General features: G+C 70.9%; 19 protein-coding genes and 1 pseudogene. 5 read left to right on the plus strand and 15 right to left on the minus strand.

The genetic code is table 11. The features are described from left to right. Nucleotides 1-113: 113 nt before the first annotated feature. From ACE7GA_RS20060 to ACE7GA_RS20090, 7 genes are read right to left on the minus strand one after another with little or no spacing between them, the layout of a single operon-like run. Nucleotides 114-512 (minus strand): RidA family protein, encoded by a 399-nt coding sequence (locus ACE7GA_RS20060; RefSeq protein ID WP_376090562.1) that lies wholly within the window; start codon nt 510-512, stop codon nt 114-116. Then, nucleotides 509-2,176, minus strand: a complete 1,668-nt coding sequence (locus tag ACE7GA_RS20065; protein ID WP_376090566.1) for an AMP-binding protein — start codon at nt 2,174-2,176, stop codon at nt 509-511. The genes ACE7GA_RS20060 and ACE7GA_RS20065 overlap by 4 nt, the downstream gene beginning before the upstream one ends. Further along, nucleotides 2,176-2,634, minus strand: a complete 459-nt coding sequence (locus tag ACE7GA_RS20070) for an acyl-CoA dehydrogenase family protein (protein WP_376090569.1) — start codon at nt 2,632-2,634, stop codon at nt 2,176-2,178. The genes ACE7GA_RS20065 and ACE7GA_RS20070 overlap by 1 nt, the downstream gene beginning before the upstream one ends. Then, nucleotides 2,532-3,338, minus strand: coding sequence for an acyl-CoA dehydrogenase family protein (locus ACE7GA_RS20075; RefSeq protein ID WP_376090572.1), 807 nt, complete (start codon nt 3,336-3,338; stop codon nt 2,532-2,534). Before ACE7GA_RS20075 ends, ACE7GA_RS20070 begins: the two co-directional genes overlap by 103 nt. Beyond that, nucleotides 3,338-4,150, minus strand: coding sequence for an enoyl-CoA hydratase family protein (locus tag ACE7GA_RS20080; protein WP_376090575.1), 813 nt, complete (start codon nt 4,148-4,150; stop codon nt 3,338-3,340). The genes ACE7GA_RS20075 and ACE7GA_RS20080 overlap by 1 nt, the downstream gene beginning before the upstream one ends. After that, nucleotides 4,147-4,656, minus strand: a complete 510-nt coding sequence (locus tag ACE7GA_RS20085; protein WP_376090578.1) for a MarR family winged helix-turn-helix transcriptional regulator — start codon at nt 4,654-4,656, stop codon at nt 4,147-4,149. The genes ACE7GA_RS20080 and ACE7GA_RS20085 overlap by 4 nt, the downstream gene beginning before the upstream one ends. After that, entirely contained in the window at nt 4,656-5,420 is a 765-nt protein-coding gene (locus tag ACE7GA_RS20090) for an SDR family NAD(P)-dependent oxidoreductase (protein WP_376090581.1), read from the minus strand. Before ACE7GA_RS20090 ends, ACE7GA_RS20085 begins: the two co-directional genes overlap by 1 nt. A 107-nt stretch (nt 5,421-5,527) precedes the next feature. Between ACE7GA_RS20090 and ACE7GA_RS20095 the strand changes: the two genes are divergently transcribed. From ACE7GA_RS20095 to ACE7GA_RS20105, 3 genes are all read left to right on the plus strand, one after another. Beyond that, the gene (locus ACE7GA_RS20095) at nt 5,528-7,885 is read left to right on the plus strand and encodes a bifunctional salicylyl-CoA 5-hydroxylase/oxidoreductase (RefSeq protein WP_376090584.1); all 2,358 of its coding nucleotides are present in this window, start codon (nt 5,528-5,530) and stop codon (nt 7,883-7,885) included. Between the two features lie 83 nt (nt 7,886-7,968). Next, nucleotides 7,969-8,376 carry a DUF2382 domain-containing protein gene (locus tag ACE7GA_RS20100; RefSeq protein WP_376090587.1) on the plus strand — a complete coding sequence of 136 codons (408 nt, stop codon included), beginning with the start codon at nt 7,969-7,971 and terminating at the stop codon, nt 8,374-8,376. A 61-nt stretch (nt 8,377-8,437) separates the two neighbouring features. Continuing rightward, nucleotides 8,438-9,466 carry a YsnF/AvaK domain-containing protein gene (locus ACE7GA_RS20105; RefSeq protein ID WP_376090590.1) on the plus strand — a complete coding sequence of 343 codons (1,029 nt, stop codon included), beginning with the start codon at nt 8,438-8,440 and terminating at the stop codon, nt 9,464-9,466. A 54-nt stretch (nt 9,467-9,520) separates the two neighbouring features. On the opposite strand, the gene lpxB is transcribed toward ACE7GA_RS20105, so the two are convergent. After that, on the minus strand, nt 9,521-10,666 hold the full coding sequence (gene lpxB, locus ACE7GA_RS20110) for a lipid-A-disaccharide synthase (protein ID WP_376090593.1): 1,146 nt from the start codon (nt 10,664-10,666) through the stop codon (nt 9,521-9,523). Between the two features lie 62 nt (nt 10,667-10,728). On the opposite strand from lpxB, the gene ACE7GA_RS20115 reads away from it, so the two are divergent. Continuing rightward, nucleotides 10,729-10,983, plus strand: a complete 255-nt coding sequence (locus ACE7GA_RS20115) for a SemiSWEET family sugar transporter (protein WP_376090596.1) — start codon at nt 10,729-10,731, stop codon at nt 10,981-10,983. A gap of 7 nt (nt 10,984-10,990) precedes the next feature. Here ACE7GA_RS20115 and ACE7GA_RS20120 read toward each other — a convergent pair whose 3' ends face one another. Continuing rightward, on the minus strand, nt 10,991-11,674 hold the full coding sequence (locus ACE7GA_RS20120; protein ID WP_376090599.1) for a GPP34 family phosphoprotein: 684 nt from the start codon (nt 11,672-11,674) through the stop codon (nt 10,991-10,993). A 50-nt stretch (nt 11,675-11,724) separates the two neighbouring features. Further along, entirely contained in the window at nt 11,725-12,183 is a 459-nt protein-coding gene (gene hisI / locus ACE7GA_RS20125; RefSeq protein WP_376100399.1) for a phosphoribosyl-AMP cyclohydrolase, read from the minus strand. Nucleotides 12,184-12,299: 116 nt separating this feature from the next. On the opposite strand from hisI, the gene ACE7GA_RS20130 reads away from it, so the two are divergent. After that, the gene (locus tag ACE7GA_RS20130) at nt 12,300-12,662 is read left to right on the plus strand and encodes a Fur family transcriptional regulator (RefSeq protein WP_376100402.1); all 363 of its coding nucleotides are present in this window, start codon (nt 12,300-12,302) and stop codon (nt 12,660-12,662) included. Nucleotides 12,663-12,762: 100 nt separating this feature from the next. On the opposite strand, the pseudogene metC reads toward ACE7GA_RS20130, so the two are convergent. The 5 genes and pseudogenes from metC to ACE7GA_RS20155 form a co-directional block, all read right to left on the minus strand. Continuing rightward, nucleotides 12,763-13,964: pseudogene (gene metC, locus ACE7GA_RS20135) on the minus strand (cystathionine beta-lyase). After that, nucleotides 13,964-14,350, minus strand: coding sequence for a rhodanese-like domain-containing protein (locus ACE7GA_RS20140; RefSeq protein ID WP_376090602.1), 387 nt, complete (start codon nt 14,348-14,350; stop codon nt 13,964-13,966). Before ACE7GA_RS20140 ends, metC begins: the two are co-directional and overlap by 1 nt. Then, nucleotides 14,308-14,832 (minus strand): rhodanese-like domain-containing protein, encoded by a 525-nt coding sequence (locus ACE7GA_RS20145; protein WP_376090605.1) that lies wholly within the window; start codon nt 14,830-14,832, stop codon nt 14,308-14,310. Before ACE7GA_RS20145 ends, ACE7GA_RS20140 begins: the two co-directional genes overlap by 43 nt. Beyond that, nucleotides 14,829-15,554: an alanyl-tRNA editing protein gene (locus ACE7GA_RS20150; RefSeq protein ID WP_376090608.1), complete on the minus strand. Its 726-nt coding sequence runs from the start codon at nt 15,552-15,554 to the stop codon at nt 14,829-14,831. Before ACE7GA_RS20150 ends, ACE7GA_RS20145 begins: the two co-directional genes overlap by 4 nt. Continuing rightward, nucleotides 15,551-16,201, minus strand: coding sequence for an NUDIX domain-containing protein (locus ACE7GA_RS20155; RefSeq protein WP_376090611.1), 651 nt, complete (start codon nt 16,199-16,201; stop codon nt 15,551-15,553). Before ACE7GA_RS20155 ends, ACE7GA_RS20150 begins: the two co-directional genes overlap by 4 nt. Nucleotides 16,202-16,235: the final 34 nt, after the last annotated feature.

Here is a 16,235-nt window from a genome sequence, read left to right on the forward strand (position 1 = left end):
CGGGCGGTGGAAGACGTGCTGGAATGCCCGCATTGCGGGGAGCCGACGGTGCCGAACCGGCGTCCCGACGGGTCGGTCGTGTGTTCCTGCGCGGCGGCGCGGCCGATCCAGCCTCAGTCCGGAATGATGGCCGTCGCCTCAATCTCCACGCGCGCCGCGGGCTCGGCCAGCGAGACCACCTGTACCAGCGCCATGGCGGGGAAGTTGCGGCCCATCACCTCGCGGTAGGCCGTGCCGAGCTCCCGTTGGCAGGACCGGTATTCCTCCATGTCCACGACGTACCAGGTCAGCCGGGCGATGTGCTCCGGCCCGCCCCCGGCCTCGGCCAGGACAGCGAGGATGTTCCGCAGCGCGAGCGCGACCTGGGCGGGAAAGCCCTGGGCAAAGGTCCCGTCGGGGTGCCAGCCAATCTGGCCGCCGACCATGACGACCTGCCCCCGGCCCGCCACGCCGTTGGCGTAGCCCTTCGGCGGCGGCCAGCCCGGGGGCTGGAGACGGCGGAGGACGCTCACGCCGCCTGTCCCATCGCGTCGCGTCGCAGGACGAAGCGCTGCAGCTTGCCGGTCTCCGTGCGGGGCAGGGTATCGCGGTACTCGATGACGCGTGGATACTTGTAGGGCGCGATTTCCCGCTTGACGTGGTCCTGAAGGGCCTTGGTCATGGCGGCGTCGGGCTCGTGTCCCGGCTTGAGAACGACGTAGGCCTTCACGACCGTCCCTCGTTCCCCGTCCGGCGCGCCGACGACGCCGCATTCGCGAACCGCGGGGTGGGACAGGAGGGCGGCTTCGACCTCCGGCCCCGCGATGTTGTAGCCGGCGCTGATGATCATGTCGTCGGCGCGGCCCTGGTAATGGAAGTAGCCGTCCTCGTCCTGGACGTAGACGTCGCCGGTCATGTTCCAGCCGTTGCGGACGTACTGCACCTGCCGGGGATCGGCGAGGTAGCGGCACCCCGTCGGGCCGCGCACGGCGAGGCGCCCCGGCGTCCCGCGCGGGACCTCCTGCCCCTCCTCGTCCTGCACCTGGGCGACGTAGCCGGGCACGGGCACGCCGGTGGCGCCGGGGCGGATCCGATCCTCGGTCGCGGCGATGAAGATGTGGAGCATCTCCGTCCCGCCGATGCCGTCCATCAGCTTCAGGCCCGTCGTGTCCTGCCACAGATCGAAGACGGGCTTCGGCAGGGTCTCTCCGGCGGAGACGCACTTGCGGAGCGTCGAGAGGTCGAATTCGCCCGCCCGCAGCGCCAGCGCGCGGTAGGCGGTGGGGGCGGTGAAGCAGACCGTGGCGCGGAAGGCCTCGATGGCCGGCAGCAGGTCGTCGGGCGCCGCCTTCTCCAGCAACACCGCCGTCGCGCCGATGCGGAAGGGGAAAAGGACGAGACCGCCCAGACCGAAGGTGAACGCGAGGGGGGGGGAGCCGATGAACCGATCCTCCGGCGAAGCGCGGAGGACGTGACGCGCATAGGTGTCGCAGATCGCAAGCATGTCGCGGTGGAAGTGCATCGTCCCCTTCGGCTCCCCGGTCGTGCCGGAGGTGAAGCCGATAAGGCAGACGTCATCCGCCGCCGTGTCACAGGCCGCGAAGCTGGCGGGCTGGCGGGCGCATCGCGCTTCGAGGTCCCCGTCACCCCAGGTCGCGACCTGATGCAGCGTCGGGCATTCCGCCGCGGCTCGATCCAGGTCGGCTCGCAGGCGGGAGTCGCAAAGGGCGTGCGTGATCTCCGCCTTGCGGATCAGTTTCGCGAGTTCGCCCGCGCGCAGCAGCGGCATGGTCGCGACAACGACACCCCCCGCCTTGAGCACCGCGAAGTAGGCGGCGACCATCCAGGCGCTGTTGGCGGAGCGGAGCAGGACGCGGTTGCCGGGCACGAAGCCCAGCTCGTTCGTCAGGACGTTCGCGATGCGGTCCGCGCGCTCGGCCAGCTGGCGGTAGGTCAGGGTCTCCGCCGGTGTCTCGACGGCCGGGTGGTCCGCGCGGTCGGCGAGGTTGCGGTCCAGCAGTTCCACCGCACAGTTCAGGCGGACGGGGTAGCGCACATCCGGGAGATCGAAGTGCAGGGTGGGCCACTGGGCCCGGGGCGGCAGGTTGTCCCGGGCGAAGGTGTCGCGATGCGCGCTGGGCGCGAGGTCCGGCGAGGAACCGGACCAGGATGCCGCGTCGGGGAAGGTGCCGTCCATCACGCCGCTCCCTGCTGCTGGCGGGCACGCTCGGCCCGCGCGATGACGATGCGCTGGATCTCGCTCGCGCCCTCATAGACGCGGAGCGCCCGGACCTCACGTGTCAGGACCTCGGCCGGGTGGCCGCGGACGACGCCGCGGCCGCCGTGGAGCTGCGCGCAGCGATCGGCGATCCGGCCCGCTGCTTCCGTCGCGTAAAGCTTCGCCATGGAGGCTTCGCGGGAGACGCGGGGCGTGCTGCGGTCCTTCAGCCATGCCGCACGGTAGACGAGGAGGGCGGCCGCCTCGACCTCCGTCGCGCTCTCGGCGATCGCGGCCTGGGTCATGCCGGATTCGAAGAGAGCGGCTCCGGCGATCACGCGCGCATCCGCCTGCTGCAGCAGCAGGTCCAGCCCGTGCCGCGCGAAGCCGAGCGCGGCGGCGCCGACGGTCGCGCGGAACACGTCGAGCGTGGCCATGGCAACCTTGAAGCCCTCGCCCGGTCCGCCGAGGCGGTACTCGTTCGGGACGCGCACACCGTCGAAGCGCAACGTCGCAAGGGGTGGGGCGCGGCGACCTCGATCCGCGCCTCGACGGAAAGGCCTGGCGCGTCGGCCGGGACCACGAAGGCGGTCAGGCCCTTCGCGCCGGGACCCTCACCGGTACGGGCGAAGGTCACGTAGTGGTCGGCAATCCCGCCGTTGCTGATCCAGGTCTTCCGCCCGTCCAGCCGCCAGTGGGCGTTGCCGTCGCGGGTCGCGGTGGTCGCGATGGCCGCGACGTCCGACCCAGCCTCGGGTTCGGAAAGGGCGAAGGCGGCAAGCGACCGACCCTCCCGCACCGCGGGCAGGAAGGTGTCACGGGTCGCCGCGTCGCCGAACAGCGTGATCGTGCCGGTGCCGAGTCCCGCCATCGCGAAGGCGAAGTCTGCCAGGCCCGAATGGCGCGCCAGGATGTCGCGCGCGAGGCAGAGGCAACGGACGTCCAGCCGCCCGTCCTCCGGCACGGCCTTACGCAGGAGCCCTGCCTCGCCCATCGCCCGCGTCAGCGCGCGGGTCGCCGCGTCCGTCTCGCCTTCCGAAAGGGGCCCGGCGTGGGCGGCGGCCCAGGCCTCGACCTCCGCCGCCCAGTCCCGGTGGAAGGCGTCGAAGAAGGGCCAGTTGAGGTAATCGCGGTCCGGCATCAGTTCCCCTGGAACACCGGCCGCTGCTTCGCGACGAAGGCGTCGTAGGCGCGGCGGAAATCGGCAGTGGTCATGCACAAGGCCTGCGCGACGGCCTCGGCCTCGATGGCCTGTTCGACAGACATGGCCCATTCCATCGTGAGCATCCGCTTGGTCATCGCGTTCGCGAAACCGGGACCTTCCGCGATCTGGGCAGCGAGGGATGCGGTGGTCTCCGCCAGCGCGTCCGGGTCCACGCTGCGGGAGAAGAAACCCCAGGCGAGGCCTTCCTCCGCGCTCATGGCTCGCCCGGTGTAGAGCAGTTCCGCCGCCCGCCCCTGGCCGATGATCCGCGGCAGGATGGCGCAGGCGCCCATGTCGCAACCGGCCAGGCCGACGCGGTTGAACAGGAAGGCGACCTTGGCCCGCGGCGTCGCGATGCGAAGGTCGGAAGCCATCGCGATGATCGCGCCGGCACCGGCCGCGATCCCGTCCACGGCGGCGACGATCGGCTTGCCGCAGGCCGTCATCGCTTTGACCAGTTCGCCCGTCATCGCGGTGAACTGCATCAGCCCCTTGGTGTCGCGATCGAGCAGAGGTCCGATGATCTCATGCACGTCGCCGCCGCTGCAGAAGTTGCCGCCCGCGCCGGTGACCACGAAGGCGCCGATGCCGTCGTCTTGGGCAGCGGTGCGGAAGATCGTGGCGAGTTCGGCGTAGGACTCGAAGGTCAGCGGGTTCTTCCGCTCCGGTCGGTTCAGCGTGACCGTCGCCACCTTTCCGGCGACGGAGAGGAGCACGTGGCGCGCCGGGAACTCGGCGATCGGGGTCATGGCTCGGGGTCCGTGGTCAGCGCCGCGCGAATGCTGCCGCGCGCGCGGTCGAGGAGGCGGAGGAGGGTGGTGCGATCCGAGGCCGGGAGGCCGTCCAGCAATTCCGCGATCCAGGTCTCGTGCGCTGCGGACTGCCGGGCGAACTCCCGCCGGCCGAGCGATGTCAGGCGAAGGGTGACGGTACGCCGGTCGCGCGCCGTTCCGCGTTCGATCAGCCCCTCCTCCTCCAGCCGTGTGGCAAGGCCGGTGACATTGCCGCCAGTCACCATCATGCGGCGCGAGACGTCGCCGGCCGTCAGCCCCTCTGGTGCGCGCGCCAGTTGGGCCATGAGGTCGAAGCGGGGGAGGGTGGTCGCGAAGCGGATGCGCAGGCGACGCCGGATCTCCGCCTCGATCAGCCGCGTGCAGGAGAGGAGGCGGAGCCAAAGGCGGAGCTCGACCTTGTGTCCGGGTGGTGCGTGGGCCAGGGCCGTTTCGGCATCCACCGGCCGGACGTCGTCGGGCATCACGGTACTTCCCCGCCATCCACGGCCAGGGCGCGGCCGTTGACCGCGGCGGCAGCGTCGGAGCAGAGGAAGGCTATGGTCGCCGCGACCTCGGCGGGCGTGACGAGGCGGCCCTGGGGATTGTGCTTCGCGAGTTCGGCGCGGGCGTCGTCCTCCGTCCGGCCAGTCTTCGCGACGATGCGGGCGACGCTCTCCGCGACGATGTCGGTATCGGTGAAGCCCGGGCAGACCGCGTTGACGGTGACACCCCTCGTCGCGACCTCCAGTGCCAGCGACCGGGTCAGGCCGAGGACTGCATGTTTCGCCGCCGCGTAGGCCGTGACGTAGGCATAGCCGCGCAGCGCCGCGGTGGAAGCGACGTTCACCACGCGCCCCCAGCCGGCATCGAGCATGCCCGGCAGCACGGCCCGGGTCGCCGCGACGGTACCCAGCAGGTTCACGCGCAGCGCGCGGTCCCAGAGTGCTGCGTCAGCCTTCAGGAAGGGGGCGCTCTCCGCCACCCCCGCGGCGTTGACGAGGACGAGGGCCGGCCCATGTGCCACGGTGGCGCGGGAAAGCGCCGCCTCCAGCCCCGTCTGGTCGGCCACATCGGCGGTTTCGGCATGCGCCGCGTCGCCCGCTGCGATGGCATCCCGCAGCGGCGCGGCACGGCGCCCGAGCACGGTCACGCGCATCCCCGCCGCCGTCAGCGCGGCCGCGGCAGCGCGCCCGATGCCGGTGCCGCCGCCCGTGACGATCGCATGCCGTACGCCGGTGTGCCCCATGATGCTTGAAGCCTAAAACATCGTCCGGCCCTTCCGCAAGCAGTTGTTGAAGCCCGAACGCTTGAAGCCTAAACTATCCCCATTGGCACCCTTCGGAGGGCGACCCCATGCGTATCGCGATCATCGGCGGCGGCCCGGCGGGCCTCTACTTCGCCATCCTGATGAAGCGGGACCGCCCGGAATCGCGGATCACCGTCGTCGAGCGCAATCGCGCCGACGACACCTTTGGCTTCGGCGTCGTGTTCAGCGACCAGACGCTGGCGACCTTCGAGCGGGCGGACGAGCCCTCCTACCGCGCCATCACCGATGCGTTCGCTTACTGGGACGATATCGAGATCGTCCGGACGCCGCTGGACGGCGCGACGACGAGCCACCGCATCGGCGGCAACGGCTTCTGCGGCTGCTCCCGTCGTACGCTCCTCCTGTTGCTCCAGGGCCGGGCACGGGAACTCGGCGTGGAACTGCTGTTCCAGCAGGAGGCGACGCCGGAGGACTTCCCGGACGCCGACCTGATCGTCGCGGCGGACGGCATCAACTCGCCGATCCGGGAAGGCAACCGCGACCACTTCGCGCCGGAGGTGGACCTCCGCCCCAACCGCTTCGCCTGGATGGGCAGCACGCGCCCCTTCGACGCCTTCACCTTCTTCTTCAAGGAACGGCCGGAGGGCATCTTCGTCGCCCACTGCTATCAGTACCAGCGCGGGGCCAGCACCTGGGTGATGGAAACCGACCCCGCTACCTTCGCCCGTGCCGGCCTGGACGGCATGGGCGAGGATGAGAGTGCCCGGTTCCTCGAAGGGGTCTTCGCCGAGGAGTTGGATGGGCACCGCCTGATCACCAACCGCTCCCTCTGGCGCCGCTTCCCGATGCTGCGCTGCCGCCGCTGGTCGCGGGACAACGTCGTCCTGCTCGGCGACGCGAAGGCGACGGCGCATTTCTCCATCGGCTCCGGCACGAAACTGGCCATGGAGGACGCGATCCACCTTCACGCCGCCTTCCGGCAGGGCGGTTCCGTCGCCGACTGCCTCGCCCGGTTCGAAGGCGCCCGGCGCGAGGAGGTGGAGAAGACCCAGCACGCGGCCGACGTGTCGCTCGTGTGGTTCGAGCACGTGCGGAGGTTCTGGCACATGCCGCCCTCGCGCTTCTCGTTCGGCGTGATGACCCGCTCGAAGGCGATTACCTGGGAGAACCTCCAGCTCCGCGCGCCGGAGTTCGTCGAGGAGCAGCGCCGTCTCTTCGAGGACGAGGCCCGCACCGTCGGCTTTCCGGCGAAGGACGGCGCGCCCCCGATGTTCCAGCCGCTCCGCCTGCGGGGCATGACCGTGCCGAACCGGATCGTCGTCTCCCCGATGTGCCAGTATTCGGCCGAAGGGGGGGTGCCCGGTGACTGGCACCTCATGCACTACGGCGCCCGCGCCACGGGGGGCGCCGGGCTGCTGTTCACGGAGATGACGTGCGTCTCCGCGGATGCGCGGATCACGCCGGGCTGCACCGGGCTTTGGAACGATGCACAGGAGTCGGGCTGGAGGCGGATCGTCGATTTCGTCCACGCCCATTCCGATACGCGGATCGCGCTACAGCTGGGCCATGCCGGGCAGAAGGGCGCGACGAAGCTCATGTGGGAGGGCATGGACCGGCCGCTGGACGCCGGGGCCTGGCCCATCGTCTCGGCATCGGCGGTCCCCTACTTCCCCGAAAGTCAGGTGCCGCGCGAGGCGACGCGCGCCGACATGGACCGGATCCGCGACGAATTCGTCGCCGCCGCGGTCCGCGGTGCTCGGGCCGGCTTCGACATGCTGGAGCTACATTGCGCCCATGGCTACCTCCTGGCCTCGTTCCTCTCGCCGCTGACGAATCGCCGCGGCGACGAGTACGGCGGCTCGCTCGAGAATCGCCTGCGGTTCCCGCTCGAGGTATTCCGTGCCCTCCGCGCCGCGTGGCCGGCCGACCGGCCGATGAGCGTCCGGATCTCAGCGACCGACTGGGCCGAGGGCGGCATCACGGACGATGACTCGCTGGCGATCGCGCGCGCCTTCGCCGCCGAGGGCTGCGATCTTCTCGACGTCTCCACGGGTCAGACCGTCGCCGACAGCACCCCGCACTACGGTCGCATGTACCAGGTTCCCTGGGCCGACATGATCCGGAACGAGGCGAAGGTGGCGACCATGTGCGTCGGCAGCATCACTTCGGCGGACCAGGTGAACACGATCCTCGCTGCGGGCCGCGCCGACCTCGTTGCGCTGGCGCGCCCACACCTCGTCGATCCCTCCTTCACTCTCCGCGCCGCGGCGAAGTACGGCGTTCGCGATGTCACCTGTCCGCCGCAGTATCGCTGGGGCAACGAAGCCTTGCTCCGGAACGCGGGGCGCGAAGAGGCCGATCTTCTCGAACTTCGGCGCAAGGCTCGCCCCAAGCGCCACGCGCCGTCGAACGGGACAGCCGCTTTCGCCCGCGCTGCGGAATAGCACTTCTCCGGAACTGTCACGAAACAACGGGAAACCCCGCGCGCGACTCGGCCGTTGGAGTCGTGTCCGCCGGGGAGAACGTGATGTCGGGCGTCGAGCCCACCGAAGTCGTCGTGCCTGTCGTGGAAGAATCCATTTCCGTTGGCAAGCGGGCGGTGGAAGTGGGCCGCGTGCGCGTCGCGCTCACCACGGACACGGTCGAGGAGATTCTGCGCGATACCCTTCAATCCCGTCGCGTGGAGATCGAGCGGCGACCCGTCGGCGAGACAGTGACGGAGATCCCGCGCGTAAGGCAGGAAGGCGACGTGCTGATCATCCCCGTGATCGAGGAGGTTCTCGTCGTGGAGAAGCGGCTCGTCCTGAGGGAGGAAGTGCGCGTCCGTCTGCTGGAGACGGAGACGCCCGTGGAGCACGTGGCCACGCGCCGCGTGCAGCAAGCGAGCGTCGAACGCGTGCAGCTGCCGACCACGCGGGACCCCACCTCGGCCTGAACCCGGTCCTGAACTCCGGACACGACCAACCGGCAACAACCAGCACAAGAGGCTACACGGCATGAAGCGCATCGTTACCGGGCTGTTCGACAGCCGCAGCGAAGCCGAGGCGGTGGTCAACCACCTCGTCACCCATGACAGCATCGACCGCAGCCGCATCCGCATCCACGGCGTGGAGTCGGGGAGCGGCCAGGGCAGCGGGCAGACTGGCATGGCCCAGGCCGGCATGACCCAAACTGGCGTGTCCCAGACTGGCGTGTCCCAGACTGGCATGGCCCAAACTGGCATGGCCCAGTCCGACAAGGGCTTCTGGGCGTCGCTGAAGGACCTCTTCATCTCCGACGAGGACCGCTACACCTATTCCGAGGGCATCCGCCGCGGCGGCTACGTCGTTTCCGCCGAGCTGGACGACACGCAGATCGACCACGCGATGGACGTCTTCGAGCAGCACGGCGCCGTCGATCTCGACGCGCGTGAGCAAGAGTGGCGTTCGTCCGGCTGGACCGGCTACTCCGCCGCTTCGACCCCGGCCATGGGCCAGCGCTCGGCCGACATGGGCACGGGTGCTTCCGAGCGGATCGACATGAGCGACCGCAGCGCGGGCACGACGGGCCCTGCCGCGGGGGCCGCCTACGCCTCCGGTGCGACGAACCGCGATCGCCTGGAAGGCGAGGAGCGCATCCCGATCGTCGAGGAGCGTCTCGCCGTCGGCAAGCGCGAGGTGGACCGCGGCCGCGTCCGCGTTCGCTCCTACGTCGTCGAGACGCCGGTGAACGAGCAGGTCACGCTGCGCGACGAGCGCGTGACGATCGAGCGCCGTGCGGTGGACCTGCCCCTGTCCGAGGCCGATGACGCCTTCCGCGAGCGGACCATCGAGGCGGTCGAGCACGACGAGGAGGCGGTCGTTGCGAAGGAAGCCCGCGTCCGCGAGGAGCTGGTGATCAGGAAGGACGTGGAGCAGCGGACCGAGACCATCTCCGACACGGTGCGCCGCACCGAGGTCGAGGTGGAGGACGACCGCACAGCCGGGGCCACGACCACGGGCTCGACGGTCAGGGGAACCTCGACGACGAACCCCAACCGCCGCTGATCCGGGCGGACCTGATGGGGGCCGCGGCGTTCGCGCCGCGGCCCCTGTCGCGTCTCAGGCCTTCAGCATCGAGAGCACGGCCTCGGCGGCCGCCTCGCTCGGCGCCAGCCCGTCCGGTGGGGAGAGCAGGCTCAGCACCCTGCGGAAGCCGGCCCGCTGCGCCTCCGCCTCCGACCCGCCATCCAGAAGCCGACGGAGCTCCGCCGCGAGCAGGTCGGGCCGGCAGCGTTCCTGGAGGTACTCGGGGATGACTGGAGCATCGGCCAGCAGGTTCACGATGCTCACGTGGCGGACCTTGATCAGGCGCCGGACGATCGCCGCGGTCACCGGGTTCACCTTGTAGGCCACGGCCATCGGCACGCCGGCCAGCGCGACCTCCAGCGATGAGGTCCCCGACTTGATCAGCCCCGCCGAGGCCGCCGCGAAGGCGTCGTGCTTGCCGTTCACGTCGCGGAGGAGGATCGGCGCCGCCGGCCAGCCAGCCGTGCCGTTCCGGACAGCCTCCTCGACGGGCCCGGCCAGCGGAACGACGGGGCGAAGGCCCGGGACGTCCCGCTGCAGCAGGCGCAGCGTTTCCCCGAAGACGGGCAGCAGCCGGCCGATCTCGGTCCGGCGGCTGCCGGGCATCACGACCACGACGCGCTCCTCCGCGCTGATGCCGTGCGCGGCGCGGAACCGGGCGGCATCGCCGTGGTCCGCGCCGCTTTCCAGCACGGGGTGGCCGACGAAGGTGACGGGGATGCCCGCGCGCTCGAAGAAAGGTGCCTCGAACGGCAGCAGGGCGAGGATGCGGTCGAGGCGGTGCGCCATCTCCCGCACCCGCCCCGGCCGCCACGCCCAGACCTGCGGCGCGACGTAGTGGATGATGGGAATGCCGAGCGGCTTCACTCGCGCCGCCAGGCGCATCGCGAAGCCCGGGCTGTCGATCGTGACCACCGCCGCGGGGCGCCGGGCCGCGACGTCGGCCACCGCTTCCCGCATGCGGCGGGCGAGGCTCCTGATGTTCGGCAGGACCTCGAGCAGGCCCATGAGGGCCAGTTCGCGCATGGGAAACAGGCTCGCCAGGCCCTGTTCCGCCATGCGCTCCCCGCCGATTCCGGCGAAGGCCAGGTCCGGGCGACGACCGCGCAGCCGGGCGATCAGGCGGGCGCCCAGCACGTCGCCCGAAGCCTCGCCCGCGACCACGTAGATCAGCGTCACGCAGGATGGATTCCGGGCATGGGTTGCCGCATACCGCGCCGCGCATCGTGGGAACAGCGTGGATGGCGTGGGTCGAGATTCTCGGACTGGCGGCGGGGGCCCTGACGACCCTCGCCTTCGTGCCGCAGGTGATCCGCGCGCACCGCAGCCGCGCGACCCGGGACCTGTCCCTGCCGATGCTCGTGCTGTTCAACGCCGGCATCGGCCTGTGGCTCGCCTACGGGCTGTTGATCGGCAGCGGCGGCCTGATCCTGGCAAACGCCGTGACGGGCGTACTGTCGCTCTACATCCTCTCGCTGAAGCTGCGCTTCGGGTAGGCGGGCGTCACATCATGGGGGTGTAGCGGGCCATCTCGACAAAGATGTCGCGCACAGCGTTGCCGAGGGAGCGGCTGAGCTCCTCGAGGTTCGCGACCGCGTCGATCCGGGGCTGGGCCGCATCCAGCGCGTCGGGCGCCAGGAGGAGGGGCAGCAGGCCCGCCGCGCGGACGAGGCCGATGAGCAGGGCGTCCCGCGGCTCCGGAATCTCGTCCTGGAAGATCACGCCCATCAGCCGCGCCTTCACCTCACGCTCCTCCTTGTCGGAGATCACGGGATAGCGGCGTTCCGGGAAGATCCAGAGGAATCGGCCCTGTTCCTCCCGCAGGATGCCGCGCTGCACGAGCCGCGCGAAGAGCTGGTCCCTGTAGCCGTCGGCGTCCCGGGCCAGCACCTCGATCCACCAGCGCGAGGTGTGGGGTTGCGCCGCGGGCTCACCGCGCTGCGGCGCATCCGTCGGCTCGGCGGTCATGCGGGCCAGGACGCTGTCCAGCAGCGAATCGCCGGTCGCGGACCGGTTGGTGACGAACATCCGCTGCGGATCGCTGTCCACGCGGTCCTGCAGCGCCAGCTCAGCCAGGATCGCGGCGGCGATGGCGTAGTTGGAAGCGGGACCGGCCGCCTCGTTCAGCCGCCCCGTCTTGTCGTCGAGCATGAGGAGGAGGAGCTCCTCGGGCAACGTCAGGGGCATGGCGGATCCTCCGGGCGGAGTGCGAAGGAAGCGCTGGCCGTGGCGGCCCGTCAACGCCCCCCGTAGAGGGCGTGGGGATCGGCGAGCACCGGCTCGACCGCAGCGACGCGTCCATCCTGCAGGGCCCAGGAGAAGCAGGAGCGCCGCCCGGTGTGGCAGGCCACGCCCACCTGGTCCACGACCGCCAGCACAGCATCGCCGTCGCAGTCGAGCCGAAGGTCGAGCAGGTGCTGCACCTGGCCGGAGGTCTCGCCCTTGCGCCACAGCGCGTTGCGGGACCGGCTGAAATAGGTGACCCGCCCCGTCGCCAGCGTTTCCGCGACGGCGTCGGCATTCATCCAGGCGAGCATGAGGACCTCCCCCGTGTCGTGCTGCTGGGCCACGGCCGCCACCAGCCCCTTCGGGTCGGGCCGCAGCGCTGCGACGAAGGCGGCGAGCGCCGCTTCACCCGGGGCGCTCCAGGGGGCAGGTGGTCGGGGCGGCTGGGGACCTGGGTCATGCGATCCTATATGATGCGGCGATGACCCAGACCACGGATGACGCCGGGCATGCGCTGGACCACGCGGAGGTTCTCTGTGCTCGGCGCGGGGCCCAGCTGACGCCGCTCCGCCGCCGCGTGCTGGAGATGGTGCTGGAGGCCGGCCAGCCCGTCGGGGCCTACGCCCTGCTGGACCGGCTGCGGGCGGAGCGGCCGGGCGCGGCCCCGCCGACGGTCTATCGTGCGCTCGATTTCCTGCTGGAGAACGGCCTGATCCACCGGGTCGAACGACTCAACGCTTTCCTGCCCTGCATCGAGGCGGGGCACGGCCACGACCACGACCACCCGCACCAGTTCCTTATCTGCGGCGCCTGCGGGCGGACGACCGAGCTGTCGGACAGCTCGGTCGCCCGCGCCGTGGCCGAGGCCGCGCGGGCGGCGGGCTTCCGGCCGGCACGCGCGACCGTTGAGGTGGAGGGGACCTGCTCGGCCTGCGCGGCAGCCGTATAGAGCGCTTGCAGCCTGACCGTCGTCAGGCGCAGCGCTCTGGCATGTTGTTTCGGGGAGCAGCCTTACCGCTCCGGGCGACTCCGTTCTCCGCGGGTTTGTCCTAGCGTGGCAGGGCTTCCAGCCCCGCCTGGAGGTCGGCGATGAGGTCCCGCACGTCCTCCAGGCCGATGTGAAGCCGCACGACGGGTCCGCCGAAGTCCGGCGTCGTCGCGGTCCTGACGATGGAGGGCGCGGTCGGCAGGGCGAGGCTCTCGTAGCCGCCCCAGGACCGCCGATGCCGAAGAGCCGCAGGCCGTCCACGAAGCGCTCGGCATCCGCGTCGGTCGCCGGGGGACGCAGCACCACGCCGAAGAGGGAGCAGGGCCCCGAGAAGTCGCGCGCGTAGATCGCGTGCTGGGGGTGGGACGGCAGGGCAGGGTGAAGCACCTGCAGGACTTCCGGCCGCCCCTCCAGCCAGCGCGCGACGTCCAGCCCCGCCTCGGCCTGTGCCTTAAGGCGCACCGGCAGGGTCCGAAGCCCGCGCAGGCAGAGCCAGGCGTCGTCGGGGGAGGCGAATTGCCCGAGCTGCGACCCGGCGCCGCGCACGGCCTGCCAGTCCTCCGGCGTGTTCACCGTCACGCTGCCGAGGAGAATGTCGGAATGCCCGCCGGCGTACTTCGTCAGCGCTTGGATCGAGACGTCCACACCCTTGGCGAAGGGCTGGAAGGTGTGGAAGCCCCAGGTGTTGTCCATCAGCACCTTGGCGCCGACATCGTGCGCGGCGCGGGCGAGGGCGGGGACGTCCTGCACCTCGAAGGTGTGGCTCCCCGGGCTTTCCAGGTACACGACCTTCGTGTTCGGGCGGATGAGCCCGCGCATCCCTGCCTCGTCCACCAGCGGATCGTAGAACGTCGTTTCGATTCCCCATCCCGCCATCAGGCCGTTCGCGAGGTTCCGCGCGGGACCGTAGACGCTGTCGGGCATGAGGCAGTGGTCACCCGCCTTGAGGTAGGCCAGCAGCGGCACGGCCACCGCCGCCAGCCCCGTGCCGACGATGAGGCAGCGCGTGCCGCCCTCGATGTCCGCGATCATGTCCTCCAGCGCGTGGTGCGTCGGGCCGCCCTGCGTGCCGTAGGTCAGGATCTGCTCGAAGCGGCGCGGGAATGACGCGCGGCGCTGCTCGAAGTTCTCGAACAGGACGGTGGAGCCGCGATGCACCGGCGGATTGACGAAGCCGTGCTTCTTCGACCCGGGCCGACCGCCATGGGACATGCGGGTCGCGAAGTGCGGCCGCTCGCCGCGCGGGAGGGAGTCGTGGGGCATCACGCCGCGTCCTTCGTCGTTTTCGGGGTCTCCGGCCGCAGCGCCCATTCGGTCCAGGAGCCGTCGTAGACGGAGCCTTCCGGGAACCCGGCCTCTACTAGGCCAAAAGCGAGGCCACAGGCCGTGACGCCCGATCCGCAGGAGAGGATGACGGGCCGGTCCTCCGTGACGCCCGCCGCTTCGAAGCGGGCGCGGAGCGCGCGGGGCGGCAGCAGCGTGCCGTCGGCGGCGAGCAGTTCCGTCAGGGGCAGGCTGGCCGCGCCGGGCATGTGGCCGGAGGGCAGGCCGGCACGGGGCTCCGGCGCCGTGCCGTCGAAGCGCCCGCGCGACCGCGCGTCGAGGATCAGGGCCTCTCCGCCGCCCGCGTACGGACTCCCCTGGCGCACGATGCGCTTGATGTCGCCGATGCCGCGGAGGCGGTCGGCCCGGAAGTCCGGGACGAAGGTCGCGGCTGGGCTGGGGGCGCGTCGCCGGTCCCGACCGGCCGTCCCTCCCGCCGCCACTTCGGCAGGCCGCCATCGAGGACGAAGGCCGCCTCGTGCCCGAAGAGCCGCATCATCCACCAGCCGCGCGCCGAGGCACGAAAGCCGTGCTGGTCGTAGAAGACGACCCGGCTGGCGTTCGAGATGCCGAGCGCGCCGGCGAGCTTGGCGAATCGCCCGGGCGTCGGGACCATGTGGGGCAGGTCCGTCTCGGGGTCCGCGATGACGTCGATGTCGAAGAGCCGCGCGCCGGGCACATGCGCCTCCCGGAAGCCGCTCACCTTGTCGCCCGTCTCGTTCGGCAGGTAGGTCGAGCAGTCGAAGACGAGCAGGTCGGGACTACCGAGCTGGCCGGCCAGCCATTCGGTCGAGACGAGGCTTGTCACGGCGTGTCTCCCGCGAGGACGATGTGGATGCGCCGGTTCTGCCGGCCCTTGCTCTCCATCTTCGTCACCTCGACGCGCCCGATTTCGGAAGTTCGGCGGACATGGGTGCCGCCGCAGGGCTGCAGGTCCACGGGCGCCTCCTCCGGCCCGATCCTGACGAGGCGCACGCGCCCCGTGCCGCGCGGCGGCTGGACGGAGAGGGTGCGGACGAGGCCGGGATTGGCGTCAAGCTCCGCCTCCGTGATCCAGCGCTCGCCGACCTCATGGTCGCCGGCGATCAACTCGTTCAAACGTTCGGTGAACCACTCTTTCGCCGGCGGCTCCGGCAGGTCGAAGTCGAGACGCGACTTCTCCGCGCCGATCTGGTTGCCCGTCGCGTAGATGCCCGGCATCGCGCTGCACAGCAGGTGCAACGTCGTGTGCATCCGCATGTGCCGGAGCCGCCGTTCCCAGTCGAGGATCGAGACGATCCCGGTTCCGGGCGGCGGCAGGTGCGCGCCGGCCGCGACGACGTGGATCGCGCCACGCTCCGGATCCTTGATCGTGTCGGTGATCACGACCTCCCCGCCATCCCAGCGGATACGGCCGGTATCGCCGGGCTGCCCGCCCGCGCGCGGGTAGAATGGCGTCCGGTCCAGGACGATGCCGGCCTCGTCGGCGGCGACGACGGTCGCGGCGGCCTCGCGCAGGTAGGCGTCGGTGCGGAACAGCAGGTCGGTCATGCTTCGGTCCATTCGCGTCGCAGTCGGTCGTGATTCACCTGCAGCCAGAGGAGGGACATGGCGCAGGGCGCGTTGCGGATGCGGTTGTCGGCCACCATCGCGAAGGCCTCGCGCGCGTCGAGCACGACGACCTGCGTCTCCTCCCCCTCATGCGCCAGGCCGCGCGGCGGGTGTTCGGAGGCGTCCAGGGCGACGTGGGCGAGGTGGAAGTGCAGCTTCTCGTCGCAGCCGCCTTGCATGAGCATGAACTCCCCCATGCGGAGGACGCGGCGGCAGGGGAGGCCCGTCTCCTCCTGCAATTCGCGGCGGGCGGCCTCCATCGGGTCCTCGTGCGCTTCCAGCAGCCCGGCGGGGCACTCCGTCATCATGGGCTGCTCGCCGGCGGCGAGGGCCGGCAGCCGGAACTGCTCGATCAGCGCGACGCGGTCGATCACCGGGTCCCAGGGCAGGATGATCACGCCGTCGCCACGGCGCCAGAGCTCCCAGGTGAGGAGGGAAGAAGGCGTGCCGTCGCGGCGAAGATAGCGGAACTTCACGATCTGGTAGGCGAACCGGGCGTCCCAGACCGTCTCCACCGACTCCGGACGGTAGAGCGGGTGATCGGGGATCGGCGCCGCCTTGGACGTGCGTGCCTTCAGCGCGGTCATGCTCTGGCCTTCATCGGCCGCGGACCCTAGACCG

Source organism: Roseomonas sp. CCTCC AB2023176 (genome assembly GCF_042259275.1).
Classification (GTDB): Bacteria; Pseudomonadota; Alphaproteobacteria; order Acetobacterales; family Acetobacteraceae; genus Roseomonas.

Coding starts and splice junctions, on each gene's coding strand:
- ACE7GA_RS20075 (WP_376090572.1), bottom strand. CDS start 3,338: ATGCCGGACCGCGATTACCTCAACTGGCCCTTCTTCGACGCCTTCCAC.
- ACE7GA_RS20085 (WP_376090578.1), bottom strand. CDS start 4,656: ATGCCCGACGACGTCCGGCCGGTGGATGCCGAAACGGCCCTGGCCCAC.
- ACE7GA_RS20130 (WP_376100402.1), top strand. CDS start 12,300: ATGGTGCTGGAGGCCGGCCAGCCCGTCGGGGCCTACGCCCTGCTGGAC.
- ACE7GA_RS20070 (WP_376090569.1), bottom strand. CDS start 2,634: ATGGCCACGCTCGACGTGTTCCGCGCGACCGTCGGCGCCGCCGCGCTC.
- ACE7GA_RS20155 (WP_376090611.1), bottom strand. CDS start 16,201: ATGACCGCGCTGAAGGCACGCACGTCCAAGGCGGCGCCGATCCCCGAT.
- ACE7GA_RS20100 (WP_376090587.1), top strand. CDS start 7,969: ATGTCGGGCGTCGAGCCCACCGAAGTCGTCGTGCCTGTCGTGGAAGAA.
- ACE7GA_RS20090 (WP_376090581.1), bottom strand. CDS start 5,420: ATGGGGCACACCGGCGTACGGCATGCGATCGTCACGGGCGGCGGCACC.
- ACE7GA_RS20095 (WP_376090584.1), top strand. CDS start 5,528: ATGCGTATCGCGATCATCGGCGGCGGCCCGGCGGGCCTCTACTTCGCC.
- ACE7GA_RS20150 (WP_376090608.1), bottom strand. CDS start 15,554: ATGACCGACCTGCTGTTCCGCACCGACGCCTACCTGCGCGAGGCCGCC.
- ACE7GA_RS20080 (WP_376090575.1), bottom strand. CDS start 4,150: ATGACCCCGATCGCCGAGTTCCCGGCGCGCCACGTGCTCCTCTCCGTC.
- ACE7GA_RS20105 (WP_376090590.1), top strand. CDS start 8,438: ATGAAGCGCATCGTTACCGGGCTGTTCGACAGCCGCAGCGAAGCCGAG.
- ACE7GA_RS20115 (WP_376090596.1), top strand. CDS start 10,729: ATGGCGTGGGTCGAGATTCTCGGACTGGCGGCGGGGGCCCTGACGACC.
- ACE7GA_RS20065 (WP_376090566.1), bottom strand. CDS start 2,176: ATGGACGGCACCTTCCCCGACGCGGCATCCTGGTCCGGTTCCTCGCCG.
- ACE7GA_RS20120 (WP_376090599.1), bottom strand. CDS start 11,674: ATGCCCCTGACGTTGCCCGAGGAGCTCCTCCTCCTCATGCTCGACGAC.